At 50.7% G+C, this 19,449-nt stretch carries 12 protein-coding genes; 7 read left to right on the top strand and 5 right to left on the bottom strand.

The features are described 5' to 3' along the window. Positions 1 to 5: 5 nt before the first annotated feature. A complete protein-coding gene (locus BWI97_RS02540; protein WP_102199908.1) occupies positions 6 to 3,176 on the bottom strand; it encodes a TonB-dependent receptor in 3,171 nt (1,056 codons plus the stop codon). 424 nt (positions 3,177 to 3,600) lie between these two features. Between BWI97_RS02540 and BWI97_RS02535 the strand changes: the two genes are divergently transcribed. From BWI97_RS02535 to BWI97_RS02505, 7 genes are all read left to right on the top strand, one after another. Next, on the top strand, positions 3,601 to 5,274 hold the full coding sequence (locus BWI97_RS02535) for a glycoside hydrolase family 43 protein (protein ID WP_102199907.1): 1,674 nt from the start codon (positions 3,601 to 3,603) through the stop codon (positions 5,272 to 5,274). Positions 5,275 to 5,387: 113 nt separating this feature from the next. Beyond that, the gene (locus tag BWI97_RS02530; RefSeq protein WP_102199906.1) at positions 5,388 to 6,944 is read left to right on the top strand and encodes a glycoside hydrolase 43 family protein; all 1,557 of its coding nucleotides are present in this window, start codon (positions 5,388 to 5,390) and stop codon (positions 6,942 to 6,944) included. Between the two features lie 230 nt (positions 6,945 to 7,174). Beyond that, positions 7,175 to 8,029 (top strand): sialate O-acetylesterase, encoded by an 855-nt coding sequence (locus BWI97_RS02525; protein WP_102199905.1) that lies wholly within the window; start codon positions 7,175 to 7,177, stop codon positions 8,027 to 8,029. Positions 8,030 to 8,516: 487 nt separating this feature from the next. Further along, entirely contained in the window at positions 8,517 to 9,689 is a 1,173-nt protein-coding gene (locus BWI97_RS02520) for an esterase (RefSeq protein WP_102199904.1), read from the top strand. 15 nt (positions 9,690 to 9,704) lie between these two features. Further along, positions 9,705 to 10,781: an esterase family protein gene (locus tag BWI97_RS02515; RefSeq protein ID WP_102199903.1), complete on the top strand. Its 1,077-nt coding sequence runs from the start codon at positions 9,705 to 9,707 to the stop codon at positions 10,779 to 10,781. 81 nt (positions 10,782 to 10,862) lie between these two features. Continuing rightward, positions 10,863 to 11,972: an alpha/beta hydrolase-fold protein gene (locus BWI97_RS02510; protein ID WP_102199902.1), complete on the top strand. Its 1,110-nt coding sequence runs from the start codon at positions 10,863 to 10,865 to the stop codon at positions 11,970 to 11,972. Between the two features lie 600 nt (positions 11,973 to 12,572). Then, on the top strand, positions 12,573 to 14,504 hold the full coding sequence (locus tag BWI97_RS02505; RefSeq protein WP_102199901.1) for an alpha/beta hydrolase-fold protein: 1,932 nt from the start codon (positions 12,573 to 12,575) through the stop codon (positions 14,502 to 14,504). Between the two features lie 116 nt (positions 14,505 to 14,620). On the opposite strand, the gene BWI97_RS02500 is transcribed toward BWI97_RS02505, so the two are convergent. From BWI97_RS02500 to BWI97_RS27335, 4 genes are all read right to left on the bottom strand, one after another. Continuing rightward, positions 14,621 to 16,534 (bottom strand): sialate O-acetylesterase, encoded by a 1,914-nt coding sequence (locus tag BWI97_RS02500; protein ID WP_102199900.1) that lies wholly within the window; start codon positions 16,532 to 16,534, stop codon positions 14,621 to 14,623. A 73-nt stretch (positions 16,535 to 16,607) separates the two neighbouring features. Continuing rightward, entirely contained in the window at positions 16,608 to 17,666 is a 1,059-nt protein-coding gene (locus tag BWI97_RS02495; RefSeq protein WP_102199899.1) for an endo-1,4-beta-xylanase, read from the bottom strand. A 56-nt stretch (positions 17,667 to 17,722) separates the two neighbouring features. Next, complete coding sequence (locus BWI97_RS02490) at positions 17,723 to 18,736, bottom strand: glycoside hydrolase family 43 protein (RefSeq protein WP_233207736.1); 1,014 nt, start codon at positions 18,734 to 18,736, stop codon at positions 17,723 to 17,725. 159 nt (positions 18,737 to 18,895) lie between these two features. Then, entirely contained in the window at positions 18,896 to 19,099 is a 204-nt protein-coding gene (locus BWI97_RS27335; RefSeq protein WP_146010853.1) for a hypothetical protein, read from the bottom strand. Positions 19,100 to 19,449 lie beyond the last annotated feature (350 nt).

The raw sequence follows: 19,449 nt of genomic DNA, 5'->3' as shown, positions 1-19,449 counted from the left end.
ATACATTAAAAAGTGGCCTGGATTCCTGCTTGAAATGATCGGGGCGTGGGATACTGACCGTAATCCACACCATTCGTCAGTGTTCCGTTCTTCGAGCCGATTTCCGGGTCCAGACCAGAGTACTTGGTAATAGTAAACAGGTTTTGAGCGGAGAGGTAAAGACGCAATCGGCTGAGGCCCAGAGCACCGGTACGTTTCGTCCAGGATTCGGGGGCATTGTAGCCAATCATGACATTTTTAAACCGTAAATACGAGCCGTCTTCAATCCAGCGGGTCGAGGGGCGTACGTTCTGATTCGGATCCCCGTTGACGGCTCGTGGCATATCCGTATTGGTATTCGTGGGCGTCCAAGCGTTCAGGACGGCCACATCGGCGTTGAACAGGCGAGGCATCCCTTCGCGAATAATCCGGGCGGCGTTAAAGATTTTATTACCCTGTACACCCTGGAAGAAGACCGTGAAATCGAAGTTTTTGTAGTTAGCCGCGTAGTTGAGCGAGTAACTGAATTTCGGCAGGAAACTACCAATGAACGTGCGGTCATCGTCATTAATTACGCCGTTGCCATCCAGATCTTTGAACTTCAAATCCCCGGGAGCAGCTCCGCTTTGTGTCGCGTGTGAAGTAACTTCGGCTTCATTCTGAAAAATACCTTCCACGACGTACCCGTAGAATGACTGTACGGCTTTACCTGCTACGGTATTCGTTAAAGGACCACCACCACCAAAGTCGGCATCACCCCCGGCGGTAATGGAGGCATTCTCGTTATTCAGCCGTACCACCTGATTCCGGATGACGCTTACTAAACCCGTTACATTCCAGGTAAAATCGCCCCGTGTTTTCCGATAACCCACCTGAAGTTCGACCCCGTTGTTCTCCATGGCCGCTACGTTGGCCAGGGTTCCGGCCCCGCCAAAACCAAAGCTGGTTGGCGTAGGAACGGTCAGAATCAGGTTGTCCGTTTTCCGCTGGAAATATTCCGCGACAATGCTTAAGCGATTTTCCAGGAAGCCCATATCCAAACCGACGTTGGCTTGCTTGGTTTTCTCCCAGGCCAGATTCGGATTGCTCAGACCATTATAGAATGAACCGTTGCCGTTAATGACCGTACCGTTGAACGGATAAGTGGCCTGATTCCGCTGGATGGGTTGCAGATACGGATAGTTACCCAGCAGCACGCCATTGATGCCGGTGATTCCGTAACCGCCCCGGAGTTTCAGTTCCGAGATACCACGTACCTCTTTCATGAAGTTTTCCCGGTCGATTCGCCAGCCGGCAGAGAAGGCCGGAAAGTTTTCGAACTTCTTACCCGGAGCAAATACGGACAGACCATCCCGACGAAGTGAAGCCGCCAGTATGTAACGCTCGTTGTAGTCATACGTCACCCGACCCACCATGGAGCGGATGTAGTTGGTTTCATAAATGCTGTTGGCGGTCACGTTGTTGGCCCCGTTGAGCGTACGGACCACGTTCGTGCTCTGGGTACCGCTGGCGGTTTCATTCCGCACATTCTGACTCTGGGTTTCGTAGACAACCGTGGCCCCGAGGTTATGGCCTTCGAACGACTTCTCGAAGGTTAACTGCTGGGTGAATAGTTGCGTATTCGTCAACAGCCGCTGATTCTGGATACTTGCCGTTGCCGCAATGGAAGTACCGCCATCGTTGTGGATGGGTGTATAGTTCGTGATGTAGGCATTTGAATAATCCAGACCGTACGTAGACGTGAATCGGAGCCAGGGGGCAATGTTCACTTTTACGTACGCCGTCCCCAGAATGCGGGTCGTATTGTTGATGTTTTCAACGAGGAAAGCCCGCTCCACGGGATTGACCGGATCGGAGGCGTCGAAGCTATTCTGCGGCCCCATGAATCCACCCAGGTTGTTGGGGTTATACACGGGCAGATAGGGCTGCATCCGGATGAGGTTTACAATGGGCGTACGGTTTCCCTGCGAAACGTCGAAACGCTGTTTGGATTGACTGATGTACAGATTTTCGCCGAACGTAAAGATCTTGCTTAGGATATGCTCCGAATTCAAACGATAGTTGAAACGCTTGAAATTAAGGCCCTGAGCAATACCCTGCTGATCAAAATAACCCGCTCCTGTATAAAAACGCGAAGCCCCATTGCCGCCACTCAGGGAGACGTTGTACTGCTGAAGCGGCTGGTTTCTTCTGAAATACTCCCGTTGCCAGTTGGTATTGGTCTGGGCAAAGGTCTGCGTAGCACCTTCGTAAATCGGAAGATTGAAATTAGCCGATTCTAGACGGGGCGGCAATGAACTGCCCGCACCATTCAGGGCTCTTTCGTACTGCGTGTATTGCTGCGTGTTGAGCAGATTGAATTCCCGGGTGGGACTCTGAACCCCGAAATAAGCATCAAAGGAAACCCGCAAACGATCCTGCAAAGAACCTTTTTTTGTCGTGATCAGAATGACGCCATTGGTTGCTCTGGAACCGTAAATGGCGGCGGAGCTGGCGTCTTTCAGCACTTCAGCCGACTGAATGTCGCGGGGGTCGATGTTGGAAATCGCCGTGGGAAAACCGTCCACTACGTACAGCGGATCGGAAGCAAAACTAATGGAGCTAATCCCACGAATGGTAACGATAGGAGCACTCCCCGGCGATCCGTTGTTAGTCACGTTTAAGCCCGCGACCCGTCCCTGCAAGGCCTGATCGATTCCCGCCACCGGTAACTCATTGAGGGCTTTGGAGGTAACCGATGAAACGGCTCCGGTGATGGCTCCCCGGCGTTGCGTACCATAACCCACCACAACGACCTCGCTCAGGACTCGCTGGTCATTTTTCAAAACGATCTCAACCGTCGATCGCGTACCCACGACAAATTCCTGACTGGCATACCCCACGTGCGTGACGACCAGCGTCGTGTTGTCATTGGGGATCGTCAACCGAAACTGGCCCTGTTCGTCCGTGACCGTACCCTGCGTTGTGCCTTTAATGGACAAACTCACGCCCGGAACGGCCTGGCCCTGTTCATCTTTAATACTCCCGGTTATGACCCGATCCATGTTCGTCTTCAATCGACTTCTGTCATGAACGGGAGCATACCTGGCATAGTCGGGTGCTGCACTGGTCGTATGCATGTGTAAGAGCAAACAAACGACGGGCGGAATCATCATCCATCGGATCGGATGTTCTCGGAATGTTACAGGTTTATCCATAGCATTTAATGAAACTTTTGTGAAGTAATGGTATAGGATTAGGAGTGCAGTCAGGTACCTGCAAGGTGGGGTAGATACGCTAAAAATTTCGGGTTTATCGCCGTTTTGAAAAGCCTTACGCTCGTTTAGAGGAGCTGAAATTCTTTAACAAAACTAGAGGGCAGAAGAAGCCAAAAGGTAGCATAAATGTAAAAAAATATAGAAATAATGTAAAAAAAACACCCTTTGGAAGGGGGTGGTATTTAATTAATTAAACATTTTTTCTCCTTTTTTGAAGATTTTTATCCTACCGCTTTTTCTACTTAAGGCTACATTTGAAGCCGGTGCTTTTTCCGCTGACCGCTACAAATGAATGCTGGAGAGTTACGGAATAGTACCAGTACAAAGGAACCTTAACACATCATTGGATCGATCTTACAGAAACATGAGAAAACCTATCCTGTCCATTCTTTTTTTCTGCCTTTGGGGCCTGAATTCTGGAATAGCTCAGAAAACTACTTTAGTCAATCCCATTCTATCGGGTTTCTATCCGGATCCGAGTATTGTGCAGGTGGATAAAGATTATTACCTCATTAATTCTACGTTTTCCTACTTTCCCGGCATTCCCGTTTTTCATAGTAAAGACTTAAAAAACTGGAAGCAGATTGGCAATGTCATTGACCGCCCCTCCCAAATGGATTTCATGGGCGAACGGTTAACCCGCGGCCTGTTTGCTCCGGCCATCAGCTATCACAAGGGCACGTATTACGTGACCTGTACGGACATTGATCACGACGGTAACTTTGTCGTAACGGCTAAAAATCCGGCAGGACCCTGGAGTAATCCGGTCCGGATTCCGCAGGTTCGGGGCATCGACCCTTCGCTGTATTTCGATGACAACGACAAGGCCTATATTCTCTACAACAGCGACGCTCCCGACAACAAACCCCAGTATTCCGGTCACCGCACCATTCGGATGTACGAATTTGATTACCAGAATCTGAAAGTAGTAGGTGAGGAAAAACAGCTGGTCAACGGCGGGGTAGATATCAGCAAAAAGCCCGTATGGATTGAAGGGCCGCATATTCTGAAGCGAAACAACTGGTATTACCTGTATGCGGCCGAAGGTGGCACGTCGGTGAACCACTCCGAAGTAGTGTTCCGGAGTAAATCCGTCTGGGGGCCTTACGTACCCTACGAGCACAATCCCATCCTGACGCAGAAAGGCTTACCCGAAGACCGGAAAAACCCCGTTACTTCCGCTGGCCACGCTCAGTTTGTGGAAGGTCCCGATGGAAAGACGTATTCCATCTTTTTAGCCGTTCGGCCTTACGAGGGTGATTTCTACAATACTGGTCGTGAAACTTTCATTGCCCCCGTAGAATGGAAGGAAGACTGGCCAATCATCAACCCCGATCATAAGGAAATTCAGTATTCCTATCCGGTCAACTACGCCGAAAGCAAGCCGAAAGATCTGCTGCCTCAGTCAGGTAACTTTGGGTATACGATGACCTTTGAAAAATCGCTGGACCCTTCGTTATTATTCATGCGAACGGTAGATCCCGGCTCGTATACGCTTTCCAAAAAGCAGGGCCTGACGCTGAAGCTGAAACCCGAAACCTGCATGGAAATGGGTAATCCGTCTTTCGTTGGAAAACGTCAGCAACACCTGCACAGCACGGCTGAAACCGAACTAAACTTCAGCCCCAAAGCAGAGCACGAAAAAGCAGGACTGGTAGTCCTGCAGGATGAGCATCATTTCTATTTCCTGAGCAAAGGCCAGAAAGACGGAAAACCGGTTATTCAGCTTTTCAAAAGTGTACCTCGCGAAAAATCGATGGAATTAGTAACGGAAGCCCCGCTGAATACCACGGCTGAAAAAGTGAACCTTCGCATTGCTTCGCAGGGCGATTCCTACAGTTTCTCGTATACGACGGACGGTAAAAACTGGCAAGTGCTGAAAGATGAGATGGACGGAAAGTTCCTGAGTACCAAGGTAGCGGGAGGTTTCATTGGCTGCGTGTACGGCATGTACGCTACGTCTTCCGGTGAAAGTAGTTCCAATACCGCTTCGTTCCGTTATTTGAAGTACGAAGGAAAGGATCCAATGTATAAATAAAGTGAGTTGGAAAATGCAGGAATAGGTAGGTCGCCTGGGCGATGTAACCTATTCCTGAGCCCATTTAGGGCTTTCTGTAGGTCCTTTCATTACCTAACCTCTACCCGATACACATGCTAAGAAGCTTTATACTACTGTTTTTGCTTTGCTCAGGTCAGCTTTTGTTCGCCCAGGCCCATAATCCGGTCATCTTCGCCGATGTACCGGATCTTTCCATGATTCGGGTAGGGGATACGTATTACATGAGCAGTACCACCATGCACATGAGTCCGGGCCTACCCCTGATGAAGTCCAAGGATTTAATCAACTGGCAACTGGTGAGCTACGCGTATGATCGATTGGGGGAAATGGATGAACTCAATCTGACGAACGGCAAGAGTACGTACGGCCGGGGTTCCTGGGCCAGTAGCCTGCGGTACCACAAGGGTACGTACTACGTCACGACGTTCGCTCAGACGACGGGTAAAACCTATATTTATTCCACCCAGAATATTGAAAAAGGTCCCTGGAAAGAGGTCTCGTTCAAACCGTCGTACCACGATCACAGTCTGTTTTTCGACGATGACGGTCGGGTCTATATGATTTACGGCGGCGGCAAACTGAAGCTGATCGAACTTTCGGCGGACCTTTCCGGGGTAAAGCCGGGTACTACCGAGCAGGTAATCATTGAAAATGCCAGTGCACCCTCCGGTACGGGTGGAGGACTGCCCGCCGAAGGTTCGCAGTTATTCAAGGTAAATGGGAAATACTACCTCTTCAACATCACCTGGCCCAAGGGAAGCATGCGTACGGTAGTGATTCACCGGGCGGATAAAATTACGGGCCCCTGGGAAGGCAAAGTCGGCTTGCAGGATTTGGGCGTGGCTCAGGGAGGTTTGATCGATACGCCCGACGGAAAATGGTACGCTTATCTGTTCCGGGATTTTGGCGGCGTGGGTCGGATTCCGTACCTGGTGCCGGTACAATGGGAAAATGGCTGGCCCGTGTTGGGAGAGAACGGCAAAGTGCCCGAAAAGCTGGCTTTGCCCGCGAGCAAAGGACTGATTCCGGGTATCGTTGCCTCCGACGAATTCAATCGTAAAAAGGGTGAACCGACCTTGCCACTGGTCTGGCAGTGGAATCATAATCCCGAACCGAAGCTCTGGTCACTCAGCGAACGCAAAGGGTTTTTACGACTGAAAACCGGACGAATCGACACGTCCTTTACGCAGGCCCGCAATACCCTCACCCAACGGACCATCGGACCGGAATCAGCTGGTACGACGGCCCTGTATGTTTCTCAAATGAAGGAGGGTGATTTTGCTGGTTTAGGCCTGTTGCAAAAGGAGTATGGTCTGGTAGGAGTCAAAATTATCCAGGGAAAATCTTCCGTAGTGATGGTTAAAATGAAGGAAGGAAAACCGACAGAGCTTCAAACTATTCCGCTACCTCAGAAGATGGTATACCTGAAGGCTGAATGTAATTTCCGGGATCGGAAGGACACGGCAAACTTCTTCTACAGCCTCGACAACAAAACCTGGACGCGTATCGGAGAGTCGCTTAAAATGCCGTATACCATTCCGCATTTTATGGGTTACCGGTTTGGCCTGTTCAATTACGCCACGCAACAGACGGGTGGCTACGCTGATTTCGATTACTTCCACATCAGTGATACGCTCACTCAACCGTAGAAGCGACCCTTCATGATTGAAATAGCAGACCCTGCTCCAAAGCCTTTTATTTCAAGCAACATAGAAAGGCGTAAGCCAAAAAATAAAGTGGGTTGGATAGGCTTTATCGCTGGGTTTGAGTGAAATAGAGAGAAGTTTCTCCTACCATTAAATCGTGCCTTTAAAAACGCTGGAGGGTATGTCTTCCTTTGCCGGTTCAACCTTCAACCCTTTCAATTGCCCCTAAATCTATGAAAATGATCCGTATCCTTGGGTTGTTGCTCTTCGCCTGGCTTGGTCGTGAACACGCGTTTGCCCAGGACCCTAACTTTCATATTTACCTCTGCCTGGGGCAGTCGAACATGGAAGGCCCCGCGGCGATCGAGGCTCAGGATAGCACAGTCAGTAGTCGGTTTCAGGTACTGGCCGCGGTGGATTGCCCGCAGCTGGGACGAAGCCAGGGCCAATGGTACCCGGCTAAACCACCCCTGTTTCGGTGTAATACCCGCCTGTCACCGGCCGACTATTTTGGCCGTACGCTGATCGCCCATTTACCTGACTCGATACGGGTGGGTGTCGTACCGGTAGCGGTGGGTGGTAGTAAAATCGAGATTTTTGATAAAGTTCAGTATCGGGCGTATCTGGATTCTTCGGCCGCTGAAAGACCCTGGATGATCAATATGGCGAATGCGTACGGCGGCAACCCCTACGAACGACTGCTGACCATGGCCCGACTAGCCCAGAAACAGGGTGTAATCAAAGGCATTTTGCTCCATCAGGGAGAGTCCAATACGGGTGATGAAGCCTGGCCGGGTAAAGTTCAGAAAGTATACGCTGACTTATTAAAAGATCTGGGTCTGGCCCCGGATTCAGTACCCTTACTCGCGGGCGAAGTGGTCAGCCAGGATCAGGGTGGAAAATGTGCCAGTATGAATGCCATCATCGCGACGCTACCCCAAACGATTCCGAATGCCTACGTCATTTCCTCGGCGGGCCTCCCGGCGGTTCCGGATAAACTCCACTTTACTTCCCAAAGCATCCGAGAATTGGGTAAGCGTTACGCCGTGCGGATGCTGTCATTGCAGGGGTATGAGCTGAAGGAATAATGATGTTATTAGCTCTATGTTAAATTTTGATAATCAGTTGTTTGTAAACAGTTGATATTTTCGTTCCATAGGCATGGCTGGTTATTTAGTCCGTATGGAATGCGATAGGACGGGGATTGGGTTTATGCCGTCCATGAAGAGTATTGATTGAACTTTAACAACCACCAAATTCTGACAATTAGTCAAATATTGATCAACTGCCATAAGAAGAAAACCTCTCCCGCCTCTGAGCCATTCCATGGGGTAACTGAACGACCTACGATAGCTGCAACGCGTTGGGCTGAAGCGGACTATCGCCGCCATGGGATGGCCCCCATGGAATGGTTAGGCGTGGAGAGGTCCAACCTAGAAGGCTCAGGGGCTACTAGTCGGTCAGTAAAAAGGACCAAACCCCGTCTAGGTGAATAACGAGGTTTCAACAGATCAAAAGAACCAAGCTTTTTGTAATAAAGCTGCAAACTCTCTTTACTCTAAACCCCTTTAATCCATGAAAAACCATTACCTCAAACCCCGTCTGAACCGATGGCTGTTCAGCGGATTGCTGCCCAGCCTGATAGGGTTTGCCCAGGCCCAGCCACCGAGGGGACCGCTGGTGGTATCGCCCGAGGTTCATGCGGATCACACGGTTACGTTTCGGTATCTGGCTCCAACGGCCCGGGAGGTAAAGCTGAGTGGACAGTTTGAAAAGTCGGCCGTCCCCCTGACGAAAAATGAACAGGGCATCTGGAGCGTGACGGTGGGTCCAATTAAGCCTGACATCTACCCGTACAGCTTTCAGGTCGATGGCGTAACCGTTATGGACCCGGCGAACGTGGCGTTTTTTCCGAACGAGCGTTTCAAAGCCAGTCTGATTGATGTACCGGGCGATACACCGCTGATTCATGCCTTGAAAGACGTACCGCATGGAACAGTGTCGTACGAATATTATCCTTCAGTCGAAGGGACAACGGGCTCGCTGGTCGTGTATACACCACCGGGATACGATCAGAATCCTGCTAAAAAATATCCGGTATACTACCTCATCAGCGGCACCACGGATACGGAGGAAACTTTCTACAAAGTGGGTCGGACGAATCTGATTCTGGATAACCTGCTGGCCGAGGGAAAAACCAAACCGATGATCATCGTGATGCCCTACGGCAACATCGCCGCTCGGGTAGCGGAACAGAAGGGCGGGGCCAAACCCGCCGATCCCGTGGTACGCGACGAAGCCGACGCCGTGAACCGGGCGAATGCCTTTGGCGACGATCTGATCCAGAACATCATTCCCTACATCGAGAAAAATTATCGTACGCTGGCCAATCGTGAAAACCGGGCCATCGGTGGCTTCTCACGGGGTGGGGGACAAACCCTCCGGGCCGCCTTTGGTCACATGGACACCTTTGCCTGGGTATGTGCCTACAGTTCGTACCTCTCGCCTACTGAAATGGAGCGGAGCTACCGGACCATTGCCGGTAATCCAGCCCAAACCAACAAGCAACTGAAATTACTCTGGGTAAGCGTCGGAAGTGACGATTTTCTCTACAAAGGCACTCTCGAATTCATGGAGTATTTGAAGACGAAAAACGTGAACTTCAAAAGCCGGATTACGGACGGGGGACACACCTGGATGAATGTCAAAAAATATTTGGCGGAAACCGCTCCCTTACTCTTTCAATAGACGCAGCTCACCGCTATGAAAAAAGTCATCTATCTTCTGTTCGTACTGCTGGGATCAAGTTTGGCCGGAATGGCTCAGCGTCCGCCCGCTATTAGTTCTCCCGACGTACATCCCGATCATCGCATCACGTTTCGCTATTTCTCCCGGAATGCTAAAAAAGTTACGTTAAATGGTGAATTCCTGGCAGCTCCCGTAGCGATGACCAGGGATACGGCCGGCATCTGGAGTGTAACCGTACCCGCGGTGAAGCCTGACGTGTATCCCTATAGCTTTTCGGTAGACAGCGTTCAGATTGCCGACCCCAGCAATACCTACATCTTTGCCAATGAACGCTTTAAACGAAGCATCGTCGATGTACCGGGCGATCAGCCGCTGATTCATTCCTTACAAAAGGTACCCCACGGCAAAATTAGCTATCGCTACTATCCGTCGGCGACGCTCGGTCGAACGCGTAACGTATTGATTTATACGCCACCGGGTTTCGACCCCAACGGTAAAACGAAGTACCCGGTCCTTTACCTGATTCACGGCGGTTCCGACACCGAAGAAACCTGGACGAAAGTGGGACGGGCTCACTGGATTGCTGATAACCTGATTGCCCAGGGTAAAGCAAAACCCATGGTGATTGTCATGCCCTACGGGAACGTCCGGCCCAGCCCCATGGCTGATTTTACCAAAGACCTGGTCAACGATATTATTCCATTCGTGGAAGCGAATTACCCCGTTCACAAAGACAGCAAAAACCGGGCGGTGGCGGGCTTTTCGGTGGGGGGCGGCCAAACCCTCAACATCGGGCTGACGAACCCCGACAAGTTCGCGTACGTGTGTTCCTATGCCCCGTACACGGCCACGGAAGAGTTTGCGAAAAACTTCACCAACTGGTCGCCGAATGCGGAGCAGATGAACAAACAATTGAAACTGTTTACCATTAGCGTGGGTACGGATGACTTTCTGTATGAACCCGTCAAACAGAATATTGCCATGTTCCAAAGCAAGAAGCTGAATCTGACGCCCCTCATCGTTCCGGGTGGCCATACCTGGATGAACTGTAAGTTGTATCTCGCTCAAACCTTACCCCAACTGTTTAAATAAATCCTCCCTTGTTTCTGATACGGAACCAGGTAGCCAGGGAAGTTTTTTGTATAAACCTTAATAACCTCTAAAAACAAAGCTATGATTCGGAACACAATCGCGGTCGTGTTGGCCTACGCACTGGCCCAGACCGCCAGCTTTTCACAAACGACGGTAACGGAGGATTTTAAACCCTCCACTTTAAATCAACCCGGTCAGGAATACCCGCAGGTCAATTCGCAGGGATATGCCCGTTTCCGCATCAAGGCTCCTCAGGCGGATAGTGTACGAGTAAGTTTAGGCTTGGGTGGAAAAGGAGGAACGCTACTCTCCAGGAGTGACGACGGGTTTTGGGTGGGTACGACGGGTGGGCCCATGGATGAAGGGTTCCACTACTACAATGTGAACATTGACGGAGGAAAATTCAATGATCCGGGGGCGAAGAACTACTACGGCTCCGTACGCTGGGAAAGCGGCATCGAAATTCCCGCTCATGACCAGGACTTCTACGCCCTGAAGGACGTGCCGCACGGCCACGTGCAGCAGGTACTGTTTCCATCCAAGAGTACGAACACCTCGCGTCGGGCTTTTGTCTACACGCCGCCGGGGTACGAAAAAGAATCGTCCAAAAAATACCCGGTACTGTATCTACAGCACGGCTGGGGGGAAGACGAAACCGCCTGGAGTAATCAGGGCCACGCCAATCTGATCATGGATAATCTGATTGCCGAAGGCAAAATCAAGCCCTTCATCATTGTAATGACCTACGGCATGACGAATGAAGTGCGGATGGGAGGGATGCGTAATTTCAAGATCGAGCCCTTCCAGACGGTACTCGTCGATGAGTTGATTCCGTACGTCGATTCCCATTTTCGTACGATGGCCAACCGTTCCAATCGGGCGATGGCCGGACTATCAATGGGCGGCATGGAAACGCATACCATTACCCTCAACAAGCCGGAGGTGTTTGGCTATTACGGACTTTTAAGCGGTGGATTATATACGCCGGAAGAATTAAAGGATCAACCCAAAGCGAAGTTACTCTTCATCAGTTGCGGCAGCAAGGAACGGCCCGAAGCCGTGAAAAAAGCCGCCGAAGACTTGAAAAAGGCGGGATACAACGCCGTTTCCTACGTCTCGGCTGATACCGGACACGAATTCCAGACCTGGCGACGGAGCTTGCATGAACTAGCTCCGCTGCTCTTTAAGTAATCCACTGATCCTTCGCAAAGCCACTAGTTTTGCGAAGGATTCTAGTAACAGGAAGAGTTTTCGTCCCGCTGAGACGACTGGTCATTTAGTCCATAGGCATTGTTTATAAAGATTTTCCAAGAACCAATAACTAGTATCACAGTGTCAGTATTTCGTCCCACAAGCACGGCTGGTTATTTAGTCCATATGCATTCCATGCCGGCACGCCCGCCGCTCTTTTCATCCTGCACTGGGCCACCGCATTGCGGATGAAAAAGGCGGTTTTTCGCGATAGGACGGGGCCTGGATTTAAGTCGTCCATGTCGTCTTTCTGTTGTATTCCAACAACTAACCAATAATTACCGTCAGAAAATGAAAACCTCTCCCGCCCTTGAGCAACGGAGTAACCTGCCTCGCGGGCAATGCGGTAGGCCTGAGCTAAGCTAGGCAGTTACGGAGAGGCTCAAGGGCTACTAGCCAGCTAGTAAGGAGAATCAAACCCCGTCTAGGTGAATAACGCTCTTATAGAGTGAAGCTTATGGCATAAAGATAAGCTATTGGCCATGCTTACGGCACGAAACTCCATCTGTTCAAACGACCTAATTAAACGATCTATAACGCATGAACCTTAAATCCCTATTCCTCAGTACCGTATGGGTCGTAACCTGGGGGACTGCCCTGGCTCAGCCCACGGTAAAAGAAGCCCCCAAAGGTTTTGATGTTTCCCGCTCCGACATCGCCCACGGGAAACTCGATACCGTAAGCTACGATTCAAAAACGGTGGGCGTCAAACGGAAAGCTCTGGTGTACACGCCGCCCGGATACGCCAAGAACAAGAAGTATCCCGTCCTGTACCTGTTACACGGGATCGGCGGCGATGAGAAAGAGTGGCTGAACGGCGGCAAACCTCAGGTCATTCTGGATAACCTGTACGCCGAAAACAAACTCGAACCCATGATCGTCGTCATGCCCAATGGGCGGGCCATGAAGGATGACCGTCCGATTGGCAATATTTTTGACAAGGAAAAAGTAGAAGCGTTCAGTACCTTCGAAAAGGACCTGTTGAACGATCTGATTCCGTTTGTCGAGAAAAAATACCCCGCCTTGAAGGACCGCGAACATCGGGCCATTGCGGGTCTTTCGATGGGCGGCGGACAGTCCTTAAACTTCGGTCTGGGCAATCTTGATAAATTCGCCTGGGTCGGCGGCTTCTCTTCGGCTCCCAATACCAGAAAGCCGGAAGAACTGGTACCCAATCCCGAGGAAGCTAAAAAGAAGCTGAAACTGCTCTGGATTTCCTGCGGTGACAAGGACAACCTGATTACCTTCAGCAAACGCACGCACGACTATCTCTACGAGAAAAAGGTACCACACGTGTACTACGTCGAACCGGGCGTACACGATTTTAAAGTCTGGAAAAACGGGCTGTACATGTTTTCTCAATTTCTTTTCAAGCCAGTTGATGTCGCTTCTCTTTCCAAGTACACGGTGCTGGGTACATCGGCGACTACCAATATTCGCAACGCCTCGTATCCGCAGATTTTACCGGATAATCGGGTGGTGTTTCGGGTAAAAGCACCCGAGGCTCAGAAAGTACAGGTAGACCTGGGTAAGAAGTACGACATGGTGAAAGATACCAGCGGATTCTGGACGGTCACGACGGATTCCGTAAGCCGGGGTTTTCACTACTATTCCCTGCTGATTGATGGAATGGCCGTAGCTGATCCAGCCAGCGAGTCGTTTTATGGGATGAGTCGGATGGCGAGTGGCATTGAAATTCCGGACCCGGACGGCAGCTACTTTGCCATGAAAGATGTACCACACGGAGATATTCGCATGAAACGGTACTTTTCACCCGTGACGAACAGCTGGCGTCGGGTGTACGTGTACGCTCCTCCGGGCTACGACAAAAATACCAGCGAGAAATATCCGGTTCTGTACCTCTTGCACGGCGGTGGGGAAGATGAACGCGGCTGGGCCACTCAGGGCAAAACGGATTTGATTCTGGATAATCTGATTGCCGATCAGCAGGCCAAGCCCATGCTGGTGGTTATGCTGGATGGAAACGTGAGTATGGGCGGCGGACTGGCGGGTTTCAACGAAAACGTACTGAAAGCCTTCGAAAGTGAGTTGAAACAGGCCGTAATTCCCCTGGTGGAAAGTAACTACCGCGTGAAGACGGAAGCGGGCAACCGGGCCCTGGCGGGCTTGTCGATGGGTGGTCTGCAAACCCTGTACGCGGGCGTGAAAAACACCAATCTCTTTTCGTATCTGGGTGTATTCAGCTCGGGTTGGTTTGCCAATAACCCAACGCTCACCGATCCGCAGTACGCGTTCATGAAAACCAATGCTTCGACCATCAATGCCAACCTGAAACAGCTCTGGATTTCGATGGGTGGACCCGAAGACATTGCGTTCCAGAACTGCAAAATCATGCGACAGAAATTCGATGAAATGGGAATCAAGTATCAGTATAGCGAATACCCCGGTGGGCATACCTGGCCCGTCTGGCGGCATGATCTATACTCGTTTGTGCCCTTGCTATTTAAATAAAGTGCTGCCCATCTAACCCCGCAAATCTCTGTTTTCGACGGCTGATAGGCTGGCGTTAAACAGGGGAAATAAAAAAATCCACCCGCCTGGGTGGATTTTTTTGTTCATCATCCGCCTTACTGGTCCGTTCGGAACGGAGAGGCGGGTAAGCCTTCTTTGTTGTAAAGATTCGCATGAACTGGATTGTCCGCCCAGGCGTAACGCACGTACTGGGGATTAGGCACTTCATCACTCCAGACGACTACTTTGTCGCCCTCAATCCGGGCCTGGGCCCAGACAAATTTCTTATCACTGCCCGCAATGGCGAAGTCACCCAGAGGCTCGCCATCGATGGCCTGTAATCCACTGCCGACATTCGTAAAGCTGAGGTTTATTTTATTGCCCTGTATCGTAGCCGACTGAAATAGCGGTCCGGAAGCAACAATATTCTCGTGGTAAACCAGGTTCAGGGCCGTTTGGGCCAGTCGTTCGCCCACGTCTTTTTTGTTATCGGGGTGAATGTCATTCCATTCCCCCAAGTCAATCGCCACCGCCATCGCCGTATGGGGTACCGAAAGCGTTTTCAGCTGAGCCTCTCGCATGGAGGCCCAGTTACTCTCGGCGGGTAAATATTGGTAATCCATGTACCCGGGTAGCTGTACGTACAAAAAGGGCAGGGATTCCTGCTGCCAGAGCCGCCGCCAGTCCTGAATCAGGGCGGGCAACAGTTGGGCATACAGCTGCGATTGTCCGGCATTGGTTTCTCCCTGATACCAGCAAAAACCCTTGATTGCGTACGGAAGAATGGGAGCTACCATGGCATTAAACAAAGCCGCCGGCTGATTATTGGGATTTAGGCCCGCCTGAAACTCGCCCCGAGGCAGGGGTTTAAACACGGAACCAACTTTATACTGCCAGGTTCCTTTCAAATCTACCGTATCGGTTCCGGCGAAAAGGCAGTAGGGTTTGTCCGGCACGAAACCGCCTTTTCCCGCCGTATTCGTCACCCGAACTACGATACTGTTTTTTCCTGCCTTCAGTACGTTCGCGGGAACGGGATAGCGTCGCTGCGGGTACTGATAGGTTGTTTTGCCAATGAGGGTTCCGTTGATGTAGAGTTCATCCGCATCCACAATCCGACCCAGAAAAACCTTGGCGGCTTTCCCCGCCATTGATGCTGGGATTTCCAGTTCCCGGCGGTACCAGACAACACCGTTTAGATCCCTAATTCCCTGGTCTTCCCAGTAGCCGGGTACGTTGATAGATCGCCAGCCCTTGGAGGGATCATTGGTTTCGTACCACTTTGGCGTGGCTTCCATACCGGCATCGATTGGGACTTTGGGGACCGTAACTCTCCGCCTCAGACTTTGTACGTAGGCCGTGTCTTTATTTTTTTGCAGCGTCGCGATTGCATCGGGAAAGTTTCGAAGGCCTTCCTCACTCATCCAGGCTTCGATGGGTGTGCCACCCACGCTGGCGTTGATGATGCCGATGGGGACTTTATACCGTTGATACAGCGTTTTTGCGAAAAAATAGGCGACCGCCGAAAAGGGCCGCACATCTTCACCCACGGCGGCTTTCCACTGGCCCTGCGGTAACTCGGCCTGAGGGCTTTGCAGGTTGGATAGCGTGGGCACCCAGAACTGCCGGATTTTGGGGTAGTTGGCCGTTCTGATTTCCTCCGCATAGGTGACATCGTGAATGTTCAGCTGATGTACCATGTTACTCTGACCGCTGCAAAACCAGACGTCTCCCAACAGAATATCCTGAATGCTAATCCGGTTACTGCCGGCAATCTCCATCTGAAAAGGACCGCCAGCGGGTAGGGCGGGTAAGGTAACCTGCCATTTTCCATCGCTTGGGGTCGTCGCTTTGTAGGTCTTGTTTTTGAAGCGTACGGTTACTTTTTCGCCGGGTTTGGCCCAGCCCCAAATCTTCAATGGCGTATCTCGCTGGAGGACCATACCATCACTAATGAACTTAGGCAGGCGAACCTGAGCGGAAGCCACTACACTGAGTAGAACAAAAAAAAGGAAAGGAATTTTTCGCATCGGATGTTTAGGTATTAGGTGAAAAAGGCCACGGGATGCAGCCTTTTTCGGGGTATGGTGGAGGTAAGAAAACCTAAAACTTCACGACTCCTTCGTAGGCTTTCTTGGGTTGGCCCTTTTCATCGAAGAGTAGCGGATAGTCTTTTCGACCGGGAACGGGAAAATTGTCCAGCCAGGAGTAGCGATCCGATAGATTCCAGAAGGTAATCCCCGTCAGCTTATCCCGATTTTTCCGGAATACGTCAAAAATCATTTTGTACTGAGCCACCTGCTTTTCACGCATGGTCTCGGTGAACTCGCTTTTGTCCGTTTCCCGCCGCTGGCGGCGTTCGTGTTCTTTGGGGTACACCGACAGGTCCAGTTCGGTAATCTGCACTTTCAGGCCCAGACCGGCAAACTTGTCAATAGACGCCTGAAGCTCCTGAGCCGTCGGTTCGTAAATCGACCAGTGGCCCTGCAAACCCACACCGTGAATAGGGATTTTTTTATCCGTTAGTTTTTTCAGAATCTGGTAAATACGCTCCCGTTTGCTGGCATTTTCGGTGTTGTAATCATTGTAGAAGAGCTGAGCGGTAGGGTCGGCTTCGTGGGCGTATTCGAAGGCTTTTTCGATGTAGTCTTCGCCGATGATCTCATAAAACTTCGATTTCCGATACAGGCTTGTCCCCGTATCCGGAACGGCTTCATTGACTACATCCCAGGCGTAAATCTTCCCTTTGTACCGGCCCATGACATCGGTAATATGCCGCTTGAGTCGGGCCAGCAATACCTCGCGACTAACGGTTTTTCCTTCGGCATCGGTAAAGAGCCAGCGGGGCGTCTGGTTATGCCAGCAGAGCGTATGACCGCGTAGTTTGATATTGTTTTGCTGAGCAAAGTCCGCAATCGCATCGGCATCGGCCCAGTTGTAGCGATTTTCTTCCGGGTGAATGGGGCCCATTTTCATGGCATTTTCCGGCGTCATGCTGTTAAACTGGGCTTTGATCAGATCGGCTTCGGGTCCCGGCTGAACCATGCGGGGGTTAACGGCCACCCCAATCGGGAAATAATCTTTATAGTAATCTTTTAAACCCTTTTCCGGAGCTACCAAAGCCGTCGTCAGTAGCAGGACTAGCAGTGAGCGTTTACGCATAATTTAACAGGATTTAGAGGTGAACTGCCAATTAATAGTCTGTACACACGAAAACTTTACTTGTACGCATCAATGGTTTGGATCGTTCCGTCCGGATTATACTTCAGCTCCGTCACTTTCACGTTGCGAAGGTGCGTTTTGCCGGAGAGCTGTACGTCGTGGTAGAACAGGTACCATTTTTTATTTACTTCCACGATGGAATGGTGAGTCGTCCAGCCCAGTACGGGTTTCAGTATAATCCCCTGGTACGTGAAAGGGCCATACGGACTATCACTGATGGCGTAACACAGGTTATGCGTATCGCCGGTGGAGTAGGAGAAGTAGTACTTGCCCTGGTACCGATGCAACCAGGCCCCTTCGAAAAAGCGTTTATCGCTATCTTTTTCCAGGAATGGTTTTCCGTTTTTGTCCAGCAGCTGAACCTCCCGAACGGGCTCGGCGAGTGTCTTCATATCCTGATTCAGACGAACAACGCGGGGGAGGTACGCTACTTCTTCCGGTTTCTTCAGGGCTCCGTCCGGATGATATTTGTTGGCATCCCAGCGTTGTAACTGACCACCCCAGATGCCTCCGAAGTACAGATACGCCTGCCCATCCGTATCCTGAAAAACCGTCGGATCAATGCTGTATGTACCCTTAATCGGCTCCGGTTCAGCCTTGAACGGACCCGTGGGACTTTTGCTGGTTGCCACACCGATGCGGAAAATATCCTGTTTGTCTTTCGCCGGGAAATAGAGGTAATACGTACCGTTTTTATAGGCTACATCCGGAGCCCAAAGCTGACGGCCCGCCCAGGGAACGTCTTTAAGATCCAGAGCAACGCCGTGGTCTTTGACGGGACCTCCGATTTTATCCATGGATAGCACATGGTAATCCCGCATGGCAAAGTGCCCGCCGTCGTCGTCTCTCTTGACGTTTTCCGCGTCAATATCGTGCGAAGGATAAATATAAATTTTTCCGTTGAAGACGTGAGCGGAAGGATCTGCCGTATAGATGTGCGATACGAGGGGTTGGGAAATCGGGTTTTTACCACCATTAGTCTGAGCAAAGCTGGTGAGGCTAGCTGCCATCCAGGCCGCCAGAGCCAGGGGTTTAAAGACGCGTTGCATATGGTTTAACGTTTATGAATTTCAATCTAAAAGACTTGGTGCCACGACTGAAGTGTAGAGGCTCACTTCGCTAGACAAAACTTTTCGGTTTTGGAACTAACAACGCCAACGCTCACCGTACTACCCTAATTCGGGTCGATGAATCGTATATGCCGTATAGGGTCCCGCGTTTTCGCAACCCATCCTTACTCGAACCAGTCCATTTCCTGCCCCACGGAGCGGATTTTTTTCGCTACTAACCCGGAAAAGGGAAGCCGCTGACGTATTGGCCCAAACGCGGATACAGGGGATAAAGTCACTAGAGGTCTGTACCGCATAATTCATCGAAAGCTCAGGTTAAGACGAAGGGATATCAGGTTGGCTGTTTCGTACAGGCTAACCACGGTTAACCCTTCTTGTTGGCTGGTATGGGAATGAGCGGCTGATGGTCCGAAGAAATAGCTTTTACTGCTGTTCCAAGATCGTCAAACGGGTATACCTCCCTGCTTTATACGTCAGATTTTAGTATCATTATTCAATAAAATAGTACAGATCACTACTCCAGCCGAGCCCAGATAACTCAACCCTGAAAAATGAAAAAGTGGTCTCATTAGCTGGAATCTAAGGTTCGTACGGGCATGCCTGATACCGATTAAAATTTTTACGAATTAACGTCTAATTTTTTTAAGTGTCTT

Origin of the sequence: Siphonobacter sp. BAB-5405 (assembly GCF_002872335.1) — a bacterium.
Classification (GTDB): Bacteria; Bacteroidota; Bacteroidia; order Cytophagales; family Spirosomataceae; genus Siphonobacter.
Note: the sequence above shows the minus strand (reverse complement) of the source record. Positions and strands in the feature narration are given on the sequence as shown.